13 protein-coding genes are annotated in these 17819 nt (G+C 46.9%); 7 read left to right on the top strand and 6 right to left on the bottom strand.

Features of this window, described 5'->3' with window-relative positions; genetic code table 11:
• Positions 1–86: 86 nt before the first annotated feature.
• Positions 87–1055 carry a sugar phosphate isomerase/epimerase family protein gene (locus BP97_RS0121950; protein ID WP_028551038.1) on the bottom strand — a complete coding sequence of 323 codons (969 nt, stop codon included), beginning with the start codon at positions 1053–1055 and terminating at the stop codon, positions 87–89.
• A gap of 301 nt (positions 1056–1356) precedes the next feature.
• On the opposite strand from BP97_RS0121950, the gene BP97_RS37110 reads away from it, so the two are divergent.
• Both BP97_RS37110 and BP97_RS0121960 read left to right on the top strand, forming a co-directional pair.
• Positions 1357–1695 carry a hypothetical protein gene (locus BP97_RS37110; protein ID WP_064745728.1) on the top strand — a complete coding sequence of 113 codons (339 nt, stop codon included), beginning with the start codon at positions 1357–1359 and terminating at the stop codon, positions 1693–1695.
• A complete protein-coding gene (locus BP97_RS0121960) occupies positions 1692–1910 on the top strand; it encodes a hypothetical protein (protein WP_028551039.1) in 219 nt (72 codons plus the stop codon). Before BP97_RS37110 ends, BP97_RS0121960 begins: the two co-directional genes overlap by 4 nt.
• 78 nt (positions 1911–1988) lie before the next feature.
• Here BP97_RS0121960 and BP97_RS0121965 read toward each other — a convergent pair whose 3' ends face one another.
• The 5 genes from BP97_RS0121965 to BP97_RS0121990 all read right to left on the bottom strand — a co-directional run bounded on the left by BP97_RS0121965 (position 1989) and on the right by BP97_RS0121990 (position 9161).
• A complete protein-coding gene (locus tag BP97_RS0121965) occupies positions 1989–3140 on the bottom strand; it encodes an MBOAT family O-acyltransferase (protein WP_028551040.1) in 1152 nt (383 codons plus the stop codon).
• Between the two features lie 173 nt (positions 3141–3313).
• A complete protein-coding gene (locus tag BP97_RS0121975) occupies positions 3314–4282 on the bottom strand; it encodes a hypothetical protein (RefSeq protein WP_028551041.1) in 969 nt (322 codons plus the stop codon).
• A 21-nt stretch (positions 4283–4303) separates the two neighbouring features.
• Positions 4304–5500, bottom strand: coding sequence for a class-II aminoacyl-tRNA synthetase family protein (locus tag BP97_RS0121980; protein ID WP_028551042.1), 1197 nt, complete (start codon positions 5498–5500; stop codon positions 4304–4306).
• Positions 5501–5506: 6 nt separating this feature from the next.
• The gene (locus tag BP97_RS0121985; protein WP_028551043.1) at positions 5507–5758 is read right to left on the bottom strand and encodes an acyl carrier protein; all 252 of its coding nucleotides are present in this window, start codon (positions 5756–5758) and stop codon (positions 5507–5509) included.
• A gap of 136 nt (positions 5759–5894) precedes the next feature.
• Positions 5895–9161: an FG-GAP repeat domain-containing protein gene (locus BP97_RS0121990; protein WP_028551044.1), complete on the bottom strand. Its 3267-nt coding sequence runs from the start codon at positions 9159–9161 to the stop codon at positions 5895–5897.
• 200 nt (positions 9162–9361) lie between these two features.
• Here BP97_RS0121990 and BP97_RS0121995 point away from each other — a divergent pair, with 200 nt between their 5' ends.
• The 5 genes from BP97_RS0121995 (at position 9362) to BP97_RS0122015 (ending at position 17806) form a co-directional block, all read left to right on the top strand.
• Positions 9362–10063, top strand: coding sequence for a hypothetical protein (locus BP97_RS0121995; protein WP_231506363.1), 702 nt, complete (start codon positions 9362–9364; stop codon positions 10061–10063).
• A 186-nt stretch (positions 10064–10249) separates the two neighbouring features.
• The gene (locus BP97_RS0122000) at positions 10250–12745 is read left to right on the top strand and encodes a U32 family peptidase (protein ID WP_028551046.1); all 2496 of its coding nucleotides are present in this window, start codon (positions 10250–10252) and stop codon (positions 12743–12745) included.
• Positions 12746–12925: 180 nt separating this feature from the next.
• Entirely contained in the window at positions 12926–13261 is a 336-nt protein-coding gene (locus BP97_RS0122005; RefSeq protein WP_028551047.1) for a PadR family transcriptional regulator, read from the top strand.
• Positions 13258–14577, top strand: a complete 1320-nt coding sequence (locus tag BP97_RS0122010) for an FtsW/RodA/SpoVE family cell cycle protein (protein WP_028551048.1) — start codon at positions 13258–13260, stop codon at positions 14575–14577. The genes BP97_RS0122005 and BP97_RS0122010 overlap by 4 nt, the downstream gene beginning before the upstream one ends.
• Positions 14578–14845: 268 nt before the next feature.
• Positions 14846–17806, top strand: coding sequence for an S-layer homology domain-containing protein (locus BP97_RS0122015; protein WP_028551049.1), 2961 nt, complete (start codon positions 14846–14848; stop codon positions 17804–17806).
• The last annotated feature ends 13 nt before the right edge of the window (positions 17807–17819 follow it).

Genomic DNA, 17819 nt, shown 5'->3' on the forward strand with positions numbered 1-17819 from the left:
AAGCCTATAGGAACGCTCTATAAGGTAAGAAGCCCTGGATCTCATGGAGACCAGGGCTTTTCGTTTAAGATGACAGCGCAGACGGGTTATACCCACCACATTTCACCAAGCGGTTCTTTGATGAGGACTTGCTGCAGGTTTTGTACCGCTTTGGTGAATCCTTCTTCCACGGACATTAAACCATCCTCATGCTCAATGCTGACAACGTAATCGTAGCCAACCAAGCGAAGAGTACTAATGATATCCGCCCACGTTTTAAGATCATGTCCAAAGCCAACACTACGGAACTGCCAAGCGCGATCCAGCATCGCCGTATAAGGCTGCATATCGGTCACACCGTGCTTATTGACGTTGATTGGATCAATGGTCGTATCTTTGGCATGGAAGTGATGGATGGCGCCTGCACGGCCAAGGATTTGAATGGCTTGAACCGGATCGATCCCTTGCCACCACATATGACTCGGGTCCAGATTCGCGCCGATAACGTCTCCTGCCGCTTCACGAAGACGCAGTAGAGTTGCTGGCGTATGAACGGAGAAACCACCGTGCAATTCCAATCCGAATTTCACATTGCGGTCCGAAGCGAATTTACCGGTCTCGGTCCAATAAGGAATGACTTTATTAGTCCACTGCCAATCCAAAATTTCTTGATAATCAGGCGGCCAAGGAGCTACCGGCCAGTTAGGATATTTAGCATTCTCATGATCGCCAGGGCAGCCGGAGAAAGTATTGACGACTGGTACTTCCAGCTTCTCGGCCAACTCAACGGTTTTTAGTATCAATTGCTGATGTTCTTCAGAAATGGCTTTCTGGGGATGAAGCGGATTCGCATGACAGCTCAGAGCGCTGATAAACAAGCCGCGGGATTCAATCGCTTTTTTGAACGCTTTCAATTTGCTATCATCAGCAAGGAGCACATCCGGATCACAATGAGCATTGCCAGGATATCCCCCAGTCCCTAATTCAACCGCGTCCAGTCCTTTAGATGCAATAAAGTCGAGTGCTTCTTCGAAAGGCTTTTGGCCAAAAAGTACCGTAAAAACGCCTAATTTCATTTGACACCTCCGAAAAAATAGAAAATGTACGCGTGTACGCGATTAATTTTGATTATAGCATTGTTTAGCCTCCGCTCCTAGTGCAAGTTAAGGACAAGCCAAGATACGTGGAAATCACAGTAAAAAAATAAACTTCGACAGTTTGTCTCGACAGCGTTCCCATTTCTTTGCATGGCATATCCAGTACAATAATGAAGGCGCCAAAATCCGGAGGAAAAGAGGTGCATAGAGTAGCCGAGGCAGCGGCGGTGTCGGTCGATCGCGGGATGTCAAAACTTTTTGAAGAGAGGGCGGATCAAATATGTATAGCAAAGATACCCAAATCGTTGAAACGGTTTCTGGCCAATGGCTTCGTTTCCCTAATCACTTTAAAAAGTCCACATGCTTGGTCGAATTGTCCAATCAAATTTCGCTTAATATCGATATCAAGTCGGGCAATGTACACATTCATAAGAAGGACCATAACCAAGTGTACCAGCATATCGGCGATGTATTTATTTCGGCGTCAAGCAATAATCAAATTCATTGTCATGTTTCGCAAACACCAAGCAGTGAGAAAATGGAAACTGTATTCTCCGGTCTGCTGCAGACGGGAAATGCTCAAAATGCTGAAACGTTAGAAAAGGAGGAATCAGCTTGAGAATCCGGCTGCAAGATAAGGACATTCCGGTTACTTTCGTCTCAAGCGACCACAAAATGATTCCGCAGTTAATTTATGCATTGAAAGCAAAAGGGGATGAGAAGCAGGGCGGTTCCTTGGATGTAGATTCTTTGGAACGGATTGAGGTCGTCGGAACGGAAGCGTACTTATATTCCAAAGCGAATCCGGGCAAACGTTACTTGGCCCTGTACTAGAGTAAAACAAAAGAGTCTGACGTTCCTGTGAGTGAACGAAAGACTCTTTTTAAGTTCGGGGCGAACTGCAGCCTTCATTTAAAAAGGCCAGTGGAACAACCCGCGGTAGATTTTCATAACCGTTTCGACGTTGCCGCTGTATACGATAACGGAAAGTGTCACAATAGCTTGAGTAAGGGCACAACGGTACAGGAAGTATGCTCGGGATACCTTCTTCTTGTTTACGGTCGATTTGCCCAGCAGGGTCTCTATCGCAATGACGATGCCATGGTAAAGCCCATAGAAAAAGTAGATCCAGCCGAAGCCATGCCATAGCCCGATAAGCACCATGATGAGAATCGATAAGGCGGCACCCATCCACTTGGTTGGAGCTTTTCTCGTAAAGAACATAAAGATATGGTCACGGAACCAATCGCCGAGGGTTGCATGCCAGTTGCGCCAAAACTGCGTGAGTGTAGGTGATTGAAACGGTTTCTTGAAGTTTTCTGGTATCGTATAGCCCATAAGGCGGCCAAAACCGATAGCAATGTCGGAATAACCTGAAAAGTCGAAAAATAGCATAATATAGAACCAAATCATCAGAAAAACGGATTGATGCGTATAAAGCTCCTGTCCTTGCACATGATGGAACACATCCGTCATCCAAGTGACGACAACGAGCTTTTTGAACAAGCCGAGAATAATACGCTTAATCCCTTCCTCAACTTGGGTAGAGTTGACCTGATAAGGCTTTTTGGCATCGGCCATAAAGTCGCGGAATTTTAGAATCGGCCCTGATGTAAAGGTAGGGACGAACAAAATATAGTTCACATAATCGATGACGGATGCACGGGCATCCTTACCGAAAAAGTAAGCGAAATAATGAGCGTCGATGACCTTAAGCACATTGTAGATCAAGGTTAGAGCGATAACGGCATCAAATAGCGGATTTTCGGTCGGCTGCATGCCGAGAAGCCTTATCCCCGAAACAGCAAACACATTCAGAACAATAAGCAGAATGAACCAGAATAAACGCCACTTTTTCACATGGCATAGCCATAAGAAGCTCATATAGTTCAACAATGTATAGATGATATAAAAGAGAAAAAGCTTCTTGCTAAACAGCAGCAAGAAACATAGGTTGAACGCCAGCAGCAAGATTCGCTTGTTGTGTGGCCACCAACGGGTGAGGGCCAGGACGATGATCATTCCGATGAGCGCCATGACCGCGTTCATGTTCATAAAAAACATAGGTTTACTCCTTAGAGCTTTCCTCTCAGGAAAGCTAACTTCGTAAGCAATGGCTGAGCTTTCCTCTCAGGAAAGCTAACTTCATAAGCACTCCGTTTAAAATCCCTCGTAAATAAACAAACCTTTTCCGGTAAAATAAATCAGAACCATGATCAGCATCGCCGTATAAACGATCACTTCGATGATTTTACGAGCGAAAGGAGCCATGCGTCAACCTCCTTCGTAAATACCGGCGCGCCTTCTTGGCGGCTTAAGTGGACGAGATCGTGAAAGAGCGATTTGTCGTATTTTTGCAGCAGGTTCAATACTGGGACATTATAAGAAGCTAGTCGTTGATTGACTTCCTCCTGCAATCCAGGCATATACCTTGGCAGCTCGTAAGCCTTGTTCCATGGCATCCAGATCACACGAAGCTTGAGATTATGCTCCTTGGCATAAGCCAAAATCCAATCCAGTGCCTGCAGGTTGTCTTTATAATCGTTCCGGGACATCCAACCAAAGCGCTGGTCGTATTCGGCCCATTTCTTTTTCAGCTCTTCATCGGTTTTTTGTCCGAAATAAAGCTCTTTATCAATCCACCGAGGCTGGTAAGCCAACGGATGATCCTGACTCAGCTTCAGCGTTTCTGGAAAGGCTGCACAGCCTTTAAGACTTGCAGCATCTTGTCTTAGAAGGCCTTGATACATCGCGCAGGCGAATTCGGTCCCTGTATCGCGGAAATAATCCCGGTAGGCATACACATAGGGCTGGTACCACGGCTTAAACCATTGGTAGGTAGGGTCGGTGTCCAAGCTATCAATCATCGTATGGACGTCGATACCGATCACTAGCTCGTCATCCACATGGAAAAGCTGCCGCTCCAAAATTGCTTTCAGATCGGTCAGCTTACCATAGGAGAGTCCCATTTCTATTAGTTTGGCATTCGACTTTTCCTCGATATAAGCACCGGTAACCGCCGAGTTGCCAAAGAACGTGGGACCATGATCCAGCCACTGATGGTGATATAACGTTTTGGTAAAGTCGTTTTTATAAAATCGCCGTGAAGTCGCCATCGGATCCCACATGCTTATGAAAATATCCGATAGGACGAAAATGACGATCAGCAGCAGCACAAAGCTGTTTTTGCGAAAAAAAGCGCTCAGTTTCATAAGGAACCTACATCTTTACAACGATTTTTGCTGCCAAGCATGGTACTGCTCACGGAAAGTGGCAGGCCAGTTCGATTCTTCTAATCCATATTGGGCCAAAAATGCAAATGCCCAGCGTTCGATTCCAAAGCCGACACAACCGGTAACGGCATTGCGTTTGCCCATTTTAATATTAAAAGCTGTACCGAACGTATTACTATGGAAGTTTATGGAGCTGCATGCGATCGACTTGTTCACGTAAGGGACCGTCAAACGCAGCTCATATTTCATTTCCTGATTCCGCTGGAAGGAAGCTTTAGTTTGAAAATCATTGGTGAAGAACGGATCATTAGCGATTTCCATCATGCTATCTACATTCCATTCAACAGCAAGCTCTTTGATGTACTCGATAGAACGAAGACGGTTTTCTTTAACAAACTCCGGTTTACCTACGAAAATAATTTCGCGCATGCTGAAGTCGAGCAAACGACCGAAGTCACTATGGTTGCGTGATTCAAAACGGTGACATTTGGAGATAGCGGAAACGATAACGCCTTCGCCTTCCAAGGTTTCGTTTTGAAGTCCTTCGTAGCAGTGGTAGCATGTCGATGGATTCATCGTAAACTTCGGCTTCGGCATGGTTGCGTTCAGATCCAAAGGACCGTCCTGCTTCCAGCCTCCGGCATCGCGAATCGATTGGGAGAATGTCTCGATAATATCGAGGTCCTCACGTAGATGCGTAAGAAAATGAATATGCTCTGGAAACGAGGTAAAGTGGTTCGTTTTGTTCAAAGTGTCAGCGTGAATAACTGCTGGATAGGATTCTTCCTTCACTCCAGCAAACCGATTAGCCACTTTGGTTACGAAGGAATAGTCGAAAAAGCGCATCAGACTGGAAAACGGCTCGCGGAAAATGAACAAGCCCGGCTCCAGTACTTTGATGATTTTACGGTCTACAAGCTCGGAAATAATGTCGCCCTCATAGGGGGTATCGACTTTATGCTCGAATAAAATGTTTTCTTTAAAGCCAAAATCGCCTTGTGAGAAACGGGTAATCAATCGGCAAACGTGCGCTTCAATCGCTTCGTTACCTTTTTCCGATTCATGGGTGATATAGATGTTGTTATCGTCAATCCGAATGTCGCGGATTTGCTCGTCGATGAAGGCGGCGGCGTATTTCAATTGTCCGTGTTGGCTAGAAGCCAATCCCTCTAGGGATACGACGCATTCCATAGTTTATTACCTCGCAGTCTTGGTCTGAATGAAATCGGCGATTTCTCGCACTGTATTCATAGAATAAAGCATAAGGTCTTGGTTCGTCACCTGGATAGAGTACGTTTTCTCGATATGAGCTATCAGGGCCGTAGCTCCGATGGAATCGATATAGCCGTAATCGAACAAATGTACGTCAACGGTAAAATCATCATCATCCGCTTCAATTTCGTAGCGGTTGCGGATATGCTCTTCGAGCTGTTGGAGCAAATCTTGCATGAAAAATCCCCCTTTGAATTCACTTATTTTTGTTTTGTAAGAGCATCTAATTTGGGTTCGTAACGCGAGAAATTCCCGCTATAGCCGGAGCTTTGCGGGAATCTTTCGGTAACGAAGAAGAAGGCAGGTCATGCTTTTAGTAACGGATGGTAATCGTTGTCGGAGGGCCGAAATGGGTCACCGTATACGTGCCTTCGGTCTCCTTATGGTCGACTTGGAGCTGATCTCCTTCGATCGTGAGCGGCTTGGAGCTTTGCAGCTGAATTTGCTGCATACCATCCGATAGCCACTCGAGCTTCCATTGGCCATGCTGCTTATCCAGCTTATACGGCACATTGGAACGGAGCAGATGCAGTCGGTTATCTTCACTGCCGCCGAACCATATTTTGGTCGCCTGCGGCACGCCCAGGTATAGCTTATTGTTGAGCGAGTTAAACACGTCGGCATCGGTAGACACCGGACGGTCTTCATAAGCCAGGCCGCGTTCGATAACGACGCCGAGAGTACCTTTGTATTCGGCAGCTTGAGCAGGCACGTTATCGGTTGAAGGCTTGATGCGAATGGATGGCTCTGTGTGTACGCCGACCATTCGTTTCAAATGATCCAGTACCACCTCGATCCATGGACGGTATACTGTCGTTTGGGTCGTTAATGTGTTAAGGACGGTACGTGCCATTTGCGGTTCCTTCATAAAGTTGTAGCTGTATTGATTGCGGATCTGGTCCAAATATTTAACGAATTCCAGCAGTCCGCCTGGGCCGGCTACACCATTAGGCATCTTGTATTCGATATGCTCGAAATAATCGATAGGCAGGTCCATATTAATATACGATTGGAACAGATCTTCCGTTGAATACTGTCCGAGCCGAAGCACAGGTGCCGGTGTGCTAAGAAGCATTGGCGGATTCGACGGCTCGGACGAGCCTTGATCCGTCATCAGGAACGGGAAGCCCCAGTTGTACTGCACGCCAAGCCGGGGTTCGTTCGGTATATTAGATGGACGGAAACCGAAATTGTACCAAATCCCGGCGCCGCGCTCGTTGTTCAACGTTTGCGTACGGTCGGGGTTATTGATCCGCCATGTATGCTGGTTTGTTCCCGGCATGTTCCACGGGATGTCCAAGGTTTTGAACGATTTTTGCTGCAGAGCGATTTCTTCCTTCTCTTGCTCGTCGCTCGTATAATTATGGACAAACGTATGCGGGTACAAGTCCAGGTAATGATCTTTGTTGTATTGTATAAAGGCTTTCAGCTGCTCCGCATAAGGAAACTTAGGATCGTCGACGGTAATCGGCATACCGAATTCCAATTGACCGACGATCAGGTCATCTTTGCCGTCATGATTCAAGTCATACCAGAGCGGCACAGAGTTGTGTCCGCCAACGAGAGCATGATTGCCGAGCTGATTCACGGTCGCGCCTTCCACAATGCCGGAAGGCTTCCAGGTGCCGTCTGCCTGCTGTAAATAGATACGCAGGTCGCCTTCGATATTGCCGACCACGAGGTCGGCCCGACCATCGCCGTTCATGTCACGGATCGACGGCGCGGCGAATCGAGCGGGCAGCTTGAACAGCAAGCTGCCGGTGTCAAAGACGATGGGCTCCCCGGCTATGCCGGAGCCCGAGCCAGCGCCTGCGGCGCCGCCGCGGCCCGCTGTGCGGTGGCCGCGATAGAGCGTCACACCGCCATCCGCATCCCCGACCACCAGGTCGGGTACGCCGTCGGCGGTGATGTCGCCCAGAGCCGGAGCCACCGGCGCCGCGGCTCGGATGGGCTTGCCGCCCGCCAATAGCGGGGCGGGCTCTGTGAACGTGCCGCCGGCTTCGCCATAGGCGGCAGCAAGCGTGCCGTCGGCCAGCCCGATAATCAGGTCGGGCCGGCCGTCGCCGTTGATATCGTACGCCGCGACGCTGGCGTACGCATCGGTCTTGAGCGGCTGACCATTCTTCAGCCGCAGCGGCTCGCGCTTGCCGAAGGCATCGGGCGCGGTCATGCCGTCGGGCAGCATTTGCCCGGCGTAGGCATCAGGCTTCAGCCCGTTGCTCAGGTAAGCTGAGATGGTGCCGTCGGCTGAGCCAACGATCAGGTCCAGCTTGCCGTCGCCGTTCAAGTCCGCTAGGGCAGGATAAGCCCTAAAAGCTTTATCAATAGGATCACCAAGCGAGCGATAATCCGGGTACAGCGCGAGCTGAATCGGCATCCCCTCGCTTATAACTCGGGTGCCGCTCGAATAAAACGAGTTCGGCGTTTCCCCTACGAAGGAAGGCTTGTCATTCGTTCCTGTATTCAAATGGACGGCAAGCGATTCCTGCCAACGTCCCCAATGAAACGACGAACGTACGAGCGTAAAGGAAGGTACCTGATTGTACTTTTTCAGCAGCTCAGCCCATTGAATGCCTTCGCCGTCGCGAATCGCTTCGATAGCCTCGAAATGATTTTGATGCGACATGGCTGGCCGACCGTAAGGTCCGAGCACTTTTTTGATGCTGTAACCAAGCGTTTCTTTGGAAACGAAGGCTACGTATTCGCTCCGGAACAGCGCGCTCCCTGCACTGAAGGTGAAATGAAAGTAAGGCTCGAGCGGCAGCTGTCCGCGATCGTAATATAGCGCGCCCGCGGTCGGCTTCTTGGCTTGATTCGTTTCTTCAGCCAGCTTGGTGAAGCCAAGGCTCGGGTCCATGCCGCTGCTCATGTCATAGCCTGTAATGTAGAAGCGATTCGGCAGAAGAGCACTACTGAAAAACACAGTTCCTTTGCCATATCGATTCAAGGCGTACAGCGCCTTATCGTTCAACGATACCATCGGTTCTGCGGTCGAAGGGATCATTCCCTTCCCCCATGAGAACTTTTGCAGGTCGGATAATCCGTCATGATTGATATAGTTGTCCATGAACTGCCTGAACAACTGCTGCAACGACTGCAAATTCAGCTCGACATCAGGATAAGTGAATGTCTCTGTAGCAGGCGATGCCGTTTTTGCCGTACTGACGGCAAGGGCTTTGGGCGGCGAAAGCTCTACGAGCTCCTTCGCGCCGATAAAGGCCAACGGAAAATCCGCGGCCAATCCATTTTCAAGGAACAGATGCCCTCCCTGCGATACATAGCTTTGAAGCAGCTCGCGCTGCTTGTCTGTGATCGCTTCATGAAGGGAAGGATCCAAATAGACGGCTTCATAGCTTTTCAATTGCTTAAGAGAAAGCTTATCCAAACTGCGCCGTTCTAATTGCAAATTAGCGATTAATGATTGTTTAAACTGACCGTAGGCTGCCGAGTCGAAGCTGTCGCCGTTCGAAACATAGAGCATACGAACAGATAGCTCCTTGTCGGAGACGGCCAACCACGCTGCGAGGATAAGCAGAATGCCGATAACGGCGCCTGCGATCCGGGCTTTTGTTAACTTCATGAAATCCCTCAATTACATCTGGGTTGGACTACCTTGCAATTATAGCATGGATGGCGGTCTTTGTTAACTTTTGTCGGCAGGTCCGATATCCTGTCTTAAAGGTTGGTACACGAAGCTTTAAGAGCTTTTCAATTGACTTAGCGAGGTAAATATTATATTATCATTATCAATAATGATAATATTTTTAAGGAGAGATTGGAGTGAACGTTCAGATGAATGATCATCGACATCATCCCGATATTCGTACTATAAAAAAACGGTTTTTTGCGGCGCTTCCTTTTTATGTTGCGGTACCAGTCCTGCTAGCGTTAATTTTCATATGGGGCAGTGGATATGGTATCGAATGGAGCGGCTTTGGGTTAGGAGCGCTAGGCTGGTTGGTTGCTCTAATGCTAAGGGGGCCAGTAGCCGCACTCTCAATGAAACTACCTAAGTCAAAGGCACAAACCATTATAGTAGCATCATCCGGTGTGCTGGAGGAGAGCGTTCGTCTAGTGTTGCTATGGCTGGCCACCGCTTCGATGCCATGGGCATTATCCGCAGGACAGGGCTGGGCCGCAATTGAGGTTGTATATGCTATCGTCTCTGGCTTTGCTACACTTTCTTTGATGTCACGTACGGACGAGAAGGCGAAGCAGGCGCAAGCGCTATTGGCGGCGCAGGGAACAGGGAATGTTCATCCGCTGTGGGGAGCTGTTGAGCGATTATCTGCTAGCTTGTTTCATATTGGGGCGACGCTGCTATTAGCGCATCACCCACTACTGCTGATTGTTATGATTCCAGTACACAGCCTGTTCAATTTGTCCGCTGTTTGGTTGATGAAGCGCTCTGTAGTATGGACCGAGATATTTATTGCTGTTATAGGTATTCTGGTATTTACAGCCGGTTGGCTTTTAAAATAGTTGTTATTTTGGTAGACGAATTGTTTAGTTATGACATAATGGGAGACACTTGTTAAAAAATAGAATGTCGTTTTCCTCTGCCATTTGCTGGTTTTGTTAGCTTTATAGCCTCCGTTTCTGGTACACTATATAGTTGAATCGATAAAATGAAGACGCGGAAATAGCATTCGGAGGAATGAATATAATATGAGCTTGAAAAAATCAGATATTGAGCTGTTGGCGCCTGCTGGAGATTGGGATTGTTTACGTGCGGCTGTCGCTAATGGGGCGGACGCAGTGTTTTTTGGTGTAGAGAAATTTAATGCACGTGCAAGAGCAAATAATTTTGTTACGGATGAACTGCCGGATATTATGTCTTTTCTACATTTGTACGGGGTCAAAGGGTTTTTGACGTTTAATATTCTCGTATTCGAGGATGAGCTTGACGATGCTAGAAAGCTGATTGAAGCCTGTGTCGATGCAGGTGTTGATGCCGTTATTGTACAGGATTTGGGATTGGTGAAAATGATTCGTGATATTTCGCCGGATTTTCCGATTCATGGATCTACACAAATGACGATAACCTCGCCCGAGGCGGTTGAATTTACCAAACCATTCGACATTGAACGGGTCGTACTGGGCCGTGAAAACAATCTGAAACAGATTAAAAAAATCGGAGACCAAGCCAAGCTTCCTATGGAGGTTTTTGTCCATGGAGCACTCTGCGTGTCTTATTCCGGTCAATGCTTAACCTCAGAGATGTGGGGAGGCCGGTCGGCGAACCGCGGAGAATGCGCGCAAGCCTGTCGTTTGCCGTACGATTTGATGGTGGACGGAGAGCAAAAGCCGATGGGCGATATTGCGTATCTTCTATCACCTAAAGATCTGGCGGCACTCGAGCTCGTACCGGAATTGATTGAAGCGGGTGTGACCTCCTTCAAAATTGAAGGGCGATTAAAAAGCCCTGAATATGTAGCTAACGTAGTGAGCAAATACCGCAAGGCTATCGACCGTTATTTTGAAGATGGGAACGCCAAGCCGACCAAGGAAGAGCTGCGGGAGCTTGAGCAGAGCTTCTCGCGCGGTTTTACCTACGGCTTCCTGAAAGGAACGAACAACAAGAAGCTGGTTGAGGGAACTTATCCGAAGAGCCGCGGCGTATATTTGGGGCGCGTTAAACAGATTTTGCGCGATGGCGTTGTTTGCGAGCTGGAGGCACCTGTTAAACGCGGTGACGGTATTTGTTTCGATGCCGGAGATCCTACGAAAAAAGAAGAAGGCGGACGAGTCTATGATATCCGCCGTAAAGGTATAAAGGTAGAAGGCGAAGCGCCAGGCGGGTTGATTGAGATTATCCCAGGTCGTAACGATGTGAACCTGAACCGTCTGCATGTAGGGGATCGGATTTGGAAAACGAATGATCCGCATTTGGACAAGCGGCTTCGTCAGTCCTTCGAGACCGACAAGCCTTACCGTACTTTTCCGGTGTCTATCAAAGTAACAGGTACGCTTGGCGGATTATTGCAGAGCGAATGGACTGATGAGTTAACTGGCCATACCGTGTCTATTGAGTCCGAGCTGCCACTTGTACAGGCAGAGAAGCGCCCGATGGATGCAGCCCTGTTCGAAGATCAATTCGGCCGTCTGGGTGGAACGATCTTCGAGCTTGGCCAGCTCGATGTGCAGCTTAATGGCGCGTTGATCGTACCGATGCGCGAGCTGAACGGCATGCGCCGCCGCGCTGTGGAACAGCTGGAATCGCTTCGTCAGAACCCGCGTCAGTATATCAAGCGTCCAGTTGAAGTGTTGTCAGATGCTCCATCCAAGCAGGAGGCTCCAACGGCTCCGCGCCTGACTGCATTGTGCCGTAATCTTGACCAGGTACGTGCGGCGCTGCGGACCAATGTGGATATGGTATATGCCGACTTTGAATTTATTAAGCAATTTCCAGCTGCGGTAGAAGCGGCACGGGCAGCCGGGAAGCGCATTGCGCTAGCCACACCGCGGATTCATATGCCGGGAGAAACCGGCTATTTCAAAAACATCACCAATTTACAGCCTGACGCTGTTCTGGTGCGCAATACGGGTGCTGTCTACTATTATATGAAGCAGCGCATGGAGCATCCGAATGAGCGCCATCCGGAGCTAATCGGAGACTTTTCCTTAAATATTGCTAATCATAAGACGGCTGCATTGTTCTTGGATGCGGGTTTAAGCCGAGTGACGCCGTCATACGATTTGAACATTCAGCAAATGGTTGATTTGCTGCAGGTAGCCGACACATCCAAGATGGAGGTTGTTATCCATCAGCATATGCCAATGTTCCATACAGAGCACTGTGTTTACTGTACGTTCCTGAGTGAAGGAACCGACTATACAAACTGCGGTCGTCCTTGTGAGGATCACAGTGTATCGCTGCAGGACCGTGTGGGCATGTCCCATCCGGTTCGCGTGGACGAAGGCTGCCGGAATACGGTATACAATGCGATTGAGCAATCCGGTGCAGAATATGTGCGCAATTTCATGGATCTTGGTGTGTCCACCTTCCGAGTAGAGTTTTTGGAGGAAACACCAGAGAAAGTGCTCGAGGTTATAGATTTGTATCAACGTTCTCTGCAAGGTACCATCAGCGGAACGCAGGTTTGGAAGACGCTCAAAGCGACGAACCAGCTCGGCGTAACCCGTGGACAACTGGTGAAATAAACTTTTTGTTGTATAGGCAGTCGGTATTTAAGGTGAATTCCTTATATACCGGCTGTTTTTTGATTGAATTGAATATGCCAGCTGATTTTGTTATTATATACCTAGATTTACTATGCATAGATAAGCTAAGTATTAACTGACAAGCAAGATATGATGAAAACTGGAGGTGCCTTTCATACCATGAGTAGTGTCAACAAAGAATTGCTGAAGGGAAGTACGGGAACATTGATCCTCACCTTGCTGGAAAGACAGGATCGGTATGGTTATGAATTAATCAAGGAGCTAGAGCGCAGCTCAGACGGAACCTTTTTATTGAAGGAAGGGACATTGTATCCCATTCTTCATGGAATGGAGGCGGAGCAGTGGGTGGACGCCTATTGGCATGAAGCTGACGGACGCAAAAGAAAATATTACAAAATAACGGATAGCGGGAGGAAGCAGCTGAAAGAAAAGAAACAGGAATGGCGGTTGTTTCGCAATGCGGTGGATCGTGTATTGGGGGAGGGACAAGGATGATCAAAAAGGACAACCATCCGGTCATCGATGATTATTTGGCCTCGGTCGTTCGACAGGTCAGAGCGAGAGAGCTGCATAAAGACATACGGCAGGAAATAGCAGATCATCTGGAAGAGCTGGTTAGCTTAAAGCGTGGGGAAGGCAGTAACGAGGAGGAAGCGACCCGCTGGGCAGTGAGTCAGATGGGGGAGCCATCGACTGTGGGCGCGGAGTTGAATAAGGTACATAAACCTCGTATTCCTTGGGGACTTATCGGTTGGGTTGCGGTATTGCTTCTTATTTCATTCGTTGCTATGTATGCGGTTGAGCTGAGTTATGCGGAGGGGAAACGCGTCCAATCATCCATTCCTTTTCTATTATTAAAATTAATGTTCTCCGGTATCGGACTTGCCGTTATGCTTGCGCTGCAGTTCTTCGATTATCGTCGAATGCTGCGTTATTCATGGATGATATTCATAGGTACAGCAGTGATTTCGGTAGGTGTGGTTCTATTCGGTAGACAAATTAACGGAATGAAGGCTTACATTGTGTTCGGTCCCTATTTTTCATTGGATTGGATGACGACCAGTATTTACTTGTTTATTATTGCAGCGGCTGGCCTATTGTACAGTATGGATTCAAGACAACGTTCTAGATGGAAGCAGCATCTGCTGCTCCTGATCGTACCGTCATTTCTGTATATGCTGGGTCCATCGATATCTTCGCTTTTGTTATATGTCTGTTCTTATATGATTCTATTGTACTCTGCAACAAAGAGTTGGCGGGTTCTCCTACCTCCGGTAATGATGCTTTTGGCTGCTTTTTCATCGATTTTCAGTATATCGAGATATGCCCTGGATCGTCTGTCTGCTTTTTGGAATCCTTATGCAGACCCTAATGGGGCTGGGTATACATATGTACAAATCAATCAATCCATCCGTTCTGCAGGTTGGTGGGGACATGGCTTGGGTGTATCCAATGTGAGGCTCCCAGAAATCCATACGGACAATCTGTTTACTTATTTGGTGTACAGCTTAGGCTGGCTTACGGGTATGGGGATTGTAGTTTGTGCCGTATTGTTTGCAGTTCAAATGCTTCATGTTATTGCGAATGTGAGAGATCGCTACGGAAAAATGATCACCAGCGGTTTAGCAGCCATGCTTGCCTTGCAGTTTACGTGGAATCTTGGTATGTCACTTGGTTTACTTCCTATATTAGGGGGTATTTCTCTCCCGTTTCTTAGCTATGGAGGAAGCCATTTGCTTGCCGAGATGGCCGCGATGGGAATTATGTTCAGTGTGTATCGGCGTAAGGATATGATTCGATCACGTATATGAAGTCTGCAGTGTCTTTTAGAATGAATAGAGACCGTTATGTGCTATTGGTCTACTTTTCGTTCTTTTTTTCTATATTAATTGAAATAAGAACATAACCTGACAAAAAATAAGTGAATCCATGAGAAAAAAGAACTAAATCAGCGAATTTTGTAAGATATTTGTAAGGGTCGATATAGTACAATATTCCAGGTGCTATTACCATATTCTGTATAGGGATAGGTCGAATGGCACAAATTTGTTCATTGATAATTTTATAGGAGGAGAAACCATGTTTGACAAACAAGGACGCAGTAAGATGAGCGCTCTTCTTGTTTTTGCTATGTTGTTCAGCATGCTGATGCCTGCTATGGCTTTCGGCGCGACAACAGTGCAGTTCAAGGACGTAGCTGATTCTTACGCCCAAAAGGAAATTCAATCATTAGTCGATTCCGGAATCATCTCTGGTTATGAGGACGGAACGTTCCAACCTCGTAAAGCGATGACTCGCGCAGAATTGGCGAAAATTATCGTATTATCACTTGGACTTAAAGAAAACTCTGATAAAGCCGCAGCTTTCAAGGATGTGGACAAAAGCAGCTGGTACAGAGGTTTCGTCGGTGCTTTAGTTGAATCCGGTATTACGCAAGGAACATCAGACACTACTTTTGCTCCAGATGCGAAAGTGACACGCGAAGAGCTTGTCGTATTTTTCGTACGCGCAATGAAATTGGAGGAAACCGCTAAGAAGCTAACGGCTGATGCGAAGCTATCCGATCTGAAGGAAGTTTCCAGCTGGGCTCAAGCGCATGTTTCTCTGGCTTTCAATGTTGGATTCGTTAACGGCTTGGAGAACAAGGACGGTTCCTTGAAATTTGCTCCTAAGGACAATGCAGAGCGTCAAGCATTGGCACGTCTTGCTTATGAATTTAAAGCAAACAAAGACAAGTATGTAGCCAAAGCGAATGAGCTTGCTGCATCCAAAGGTGTAGAGGGTCCTATCAGTTCCGTTTCCGTTGTGAGCAATGTAACGGTTGAAGTTACGTTCAACGAAGAAGTTAGCGCTCCGAATAAAGCCGATTTCACATTTGATAACGGTTTGACGGTTTCCGCTGCAGAGCTTAAGAAAGATAGCAAGAAAATCGTTGTTCTAACGACTAGTGCTCAAACAGCAGGTACTGTATACAAGCTGAGCTACAAAGGCAAAGACACAGGTAAAACCATTACCGGTGCTAGCGCATCTGTTGGCGGCGGCGGTGGTGGTAGCAGCAGTGGCAGACACGACAATATTACTGTAGGCCAATTGCTGAACCAAGGCGGTACTTATGCTAACTTGACGTTAGGACAAACAGGAACATTTGGTCCTGCTGACGGTACAACGACGACTATTACAGGTACGTTAACGATCAACCCAGGTGAGAACGGTGAAGTAACGCTGAAAAATATTTCGGCTGCTAACATTGAAGTTCTTTCCGGTAGCGATCAATCGGTTAAGTTTTCTAAATCAAAAATTACATCTTTAAAAGTAAATGCACCAAACCAAAACAAAAAAGTAAGAATTGAAACTTTGGATGGTACTAGCGTTGTAACTACTAGTGTTTACTCTCAGGTTATTCTGGAAGCTACTGCAGGAACTCTTGGTAACGTAACCGTAGGTCCTGAAGCGGCTGGCAAAACCGTTGCATTGAAAGGCAATATCGGCAATGTGAAGGTAACGGCGCCAAATGCGGATATTCAGCTTCTGCCTACTTTGAGTGGCGGAGCTACTACAGTAGGTACTTTGGAAATTGGAGCTAATGCAAAAGTAACGACAGATGCAAAAGCGACATTAAATGCCATCACTATTACAGCTCCAAAAGCTTCTGTTGAATTGAATGGTGCAGGCGCGGTTAAATCCGTAACTGTTTCCGAAGCAGCGGCAGGCGCTACATTGACGGTTGGAGCAACTTCCAACATTCAAAGCATTGAGATTAATGCGAACATCACTTTGGCAGGCGATGCTGCTAAACTTAGCGGGATCGAACTCAAAGTGGCTGAAGGTGTAACAGTAAGTTTCTCCGATACGCTTAAAGATGGATTGAAGAAAGCGGCTATCGAGGCTATCGCAACCATCGGTCAATTCAATGAATATAGTGTTGAAACCGAGAACCTTATCCATACTGTAGCCATTGCTGTAAACAATGCTTTAAATGCAGGTGTTCTTAAAACAGATATCACTAACTACAGTGATTTTATGGCAGCAAGTAAGCTGATTCAAGATTTGAAAGCAGCTGTCAATAAGGCATTGGATTACGACAAGCAATACCTGGAGGTTTACTTCTATAACGGAGATTCTGCAGGTGCAGTAACATCTAACGTTTGGTTAAGTACACAATCCAGTGTAGGCAATACTATTACATGGACATCTTCCAATGGTGATGTAATTTCGATTGAAAAAGGCGATGCAAACGGATTGATGGGTAAAGTTACTCGCCCTGCAGAGGGACAACCGGATGCAGTAGTCACATTGACTGCAACTCTTGCACAAAATGGTCTGAGTGTAACTAAGACGTTCCAAGTTATTGTTAAAGCTCTTAGCGGCGAAGTGAAAGAGCAAGTAGCAGCTCCAACAGCTAGTCTTCCTTCCGGTGAAGTAGTTGTGGGTAAAGAGATTTATCTTAAATCTACAACTGTGGATGCAGCGGTATACTATACAGTTGATAGTACTACGCCTACTACAGCAAGCATTTTGTATACTGCTCCAATTACGATTACTTCAAATGTAACTATTAAAGCAATCGCAGTTAAAGCAGGAATGCTAGACAGTAACGTATCTACATTCAGCTACACTGTTTCTGCTCCGCCTGCATCTGTATCTTCGGTTGTCTATTCTGTTTATTCTACTAATTTAGTAAGTGTATCTAGCGGAATCGCGACAGTCACAGGAACAGTATATGGTCCATTTAATAGATTAGCGGAAAATTCGTTTAAGGCTCCAATTGACGCTAAAACTGACTATATTATTGTGAAGTTTAGTGATGTTGCTATTGGATATTCATTCTCTGGTGTTCTTAATGCTGAAAAAGTAAAAATTAACGGACAAAACGTTCAGGCATCTGTATACGAGAGCGTGTACCTTGTATTCCCGACTAAAGATCTAACCGTAACGAATAACGTTTATAGCATAACCGGGTTGGAGAAGACTTTAGATAATCAGGTTTATACTATCAAGCCAATTGATCTTATACTTACTCAATATTCGAGTCAACCTTAGGGTTGACTCTTTT

This window comes from Paenibacillus sp. UNC451MF (genome assembly GCF_000686845.1).
GTDB lineage: Bacteria > Bacillota > Bacilli > Paenibacillales > NBRC-103111 > Paenibacillus_S.

What these genes read in the sequence shown, in the direction of transcription:
- BP97_RS0121950 (WP_028551038.1), bottom strand. Translation starts at nt 1,055, where the DNA reads ATGAAATTAGGCGTTTTTACGGTACTTTTTGGCCAAAAGCCTTTCGAA.
- BP97_RS37110 (WP_064745728.1), top strand. Translation starts at nt 1,357, where the DNA reads ATGTATAGCAAAGATACCCAAATCGTTGAAACGGTTTCTGGCCAATGG.
- BP97_RS0121965 (WP_028551040.1), bottom strand. Translation starts at nt 3,140, where the DNA reads ATGTTTTTTATGAACATGAACGCGGTCATGGCGCTCATCGGAATGATC.
- BP97_RS0121980 (WP_028551042.1), bottom strand. Translation starts at nt 5,500, where the DNA reads ATGGAATGCGTCGTATCCCTAGAGGGATTGGCTTCTAGCCAACACGGA.
- BP97_RS0121985 (WP_028551043.1), bottom strand. Translation starts at nt 5,758, where the DNA reads ATGCAAGATTTGCTCCAACAGCTCGAAGAGCATATCCGCAACCGCTAC.
- BP97_RS0121990 (WP_028551044.1), bottom strand. Translation starts at nt 9,161, where the DNA reads ATGAAGTTAACAAAAGCCCGGATCGCAGGCGCCGTTATCGGCATTCTG.
- BP97_RS0122000 (WP_028551046.1), top strand. Translation starts at nt 10,250, where the DNA reads ATGAGCTTGAAAAAATCAGATATTGAGCTGTTGGCGCCTGCTGGAGAT.
- BP97_RS0122005 (WP_028551047.1), top strand. Translation starts at nt 12,926, where the DNA reads ATGAGTAGTGTCAACAAAGAATTGCTGAAGGGAAGTACGGGAACATTG.
- BP97_RS0122010 (WP_028551048.1), top strand. Translation starts at nt 13,258, where the DNA reads ATGATCAAAAAGGACAACCATCCGGTCATCGATGATTATTTGGCCTCG.
- BP97_RS0122015 (WP_028551049.1), top strand. Translation starts at nt 14,846, where the DNA reads ATGTTTGACAAACAAGGACGCAGTAAGATGAGCGCTCTTCTTGTTTTT.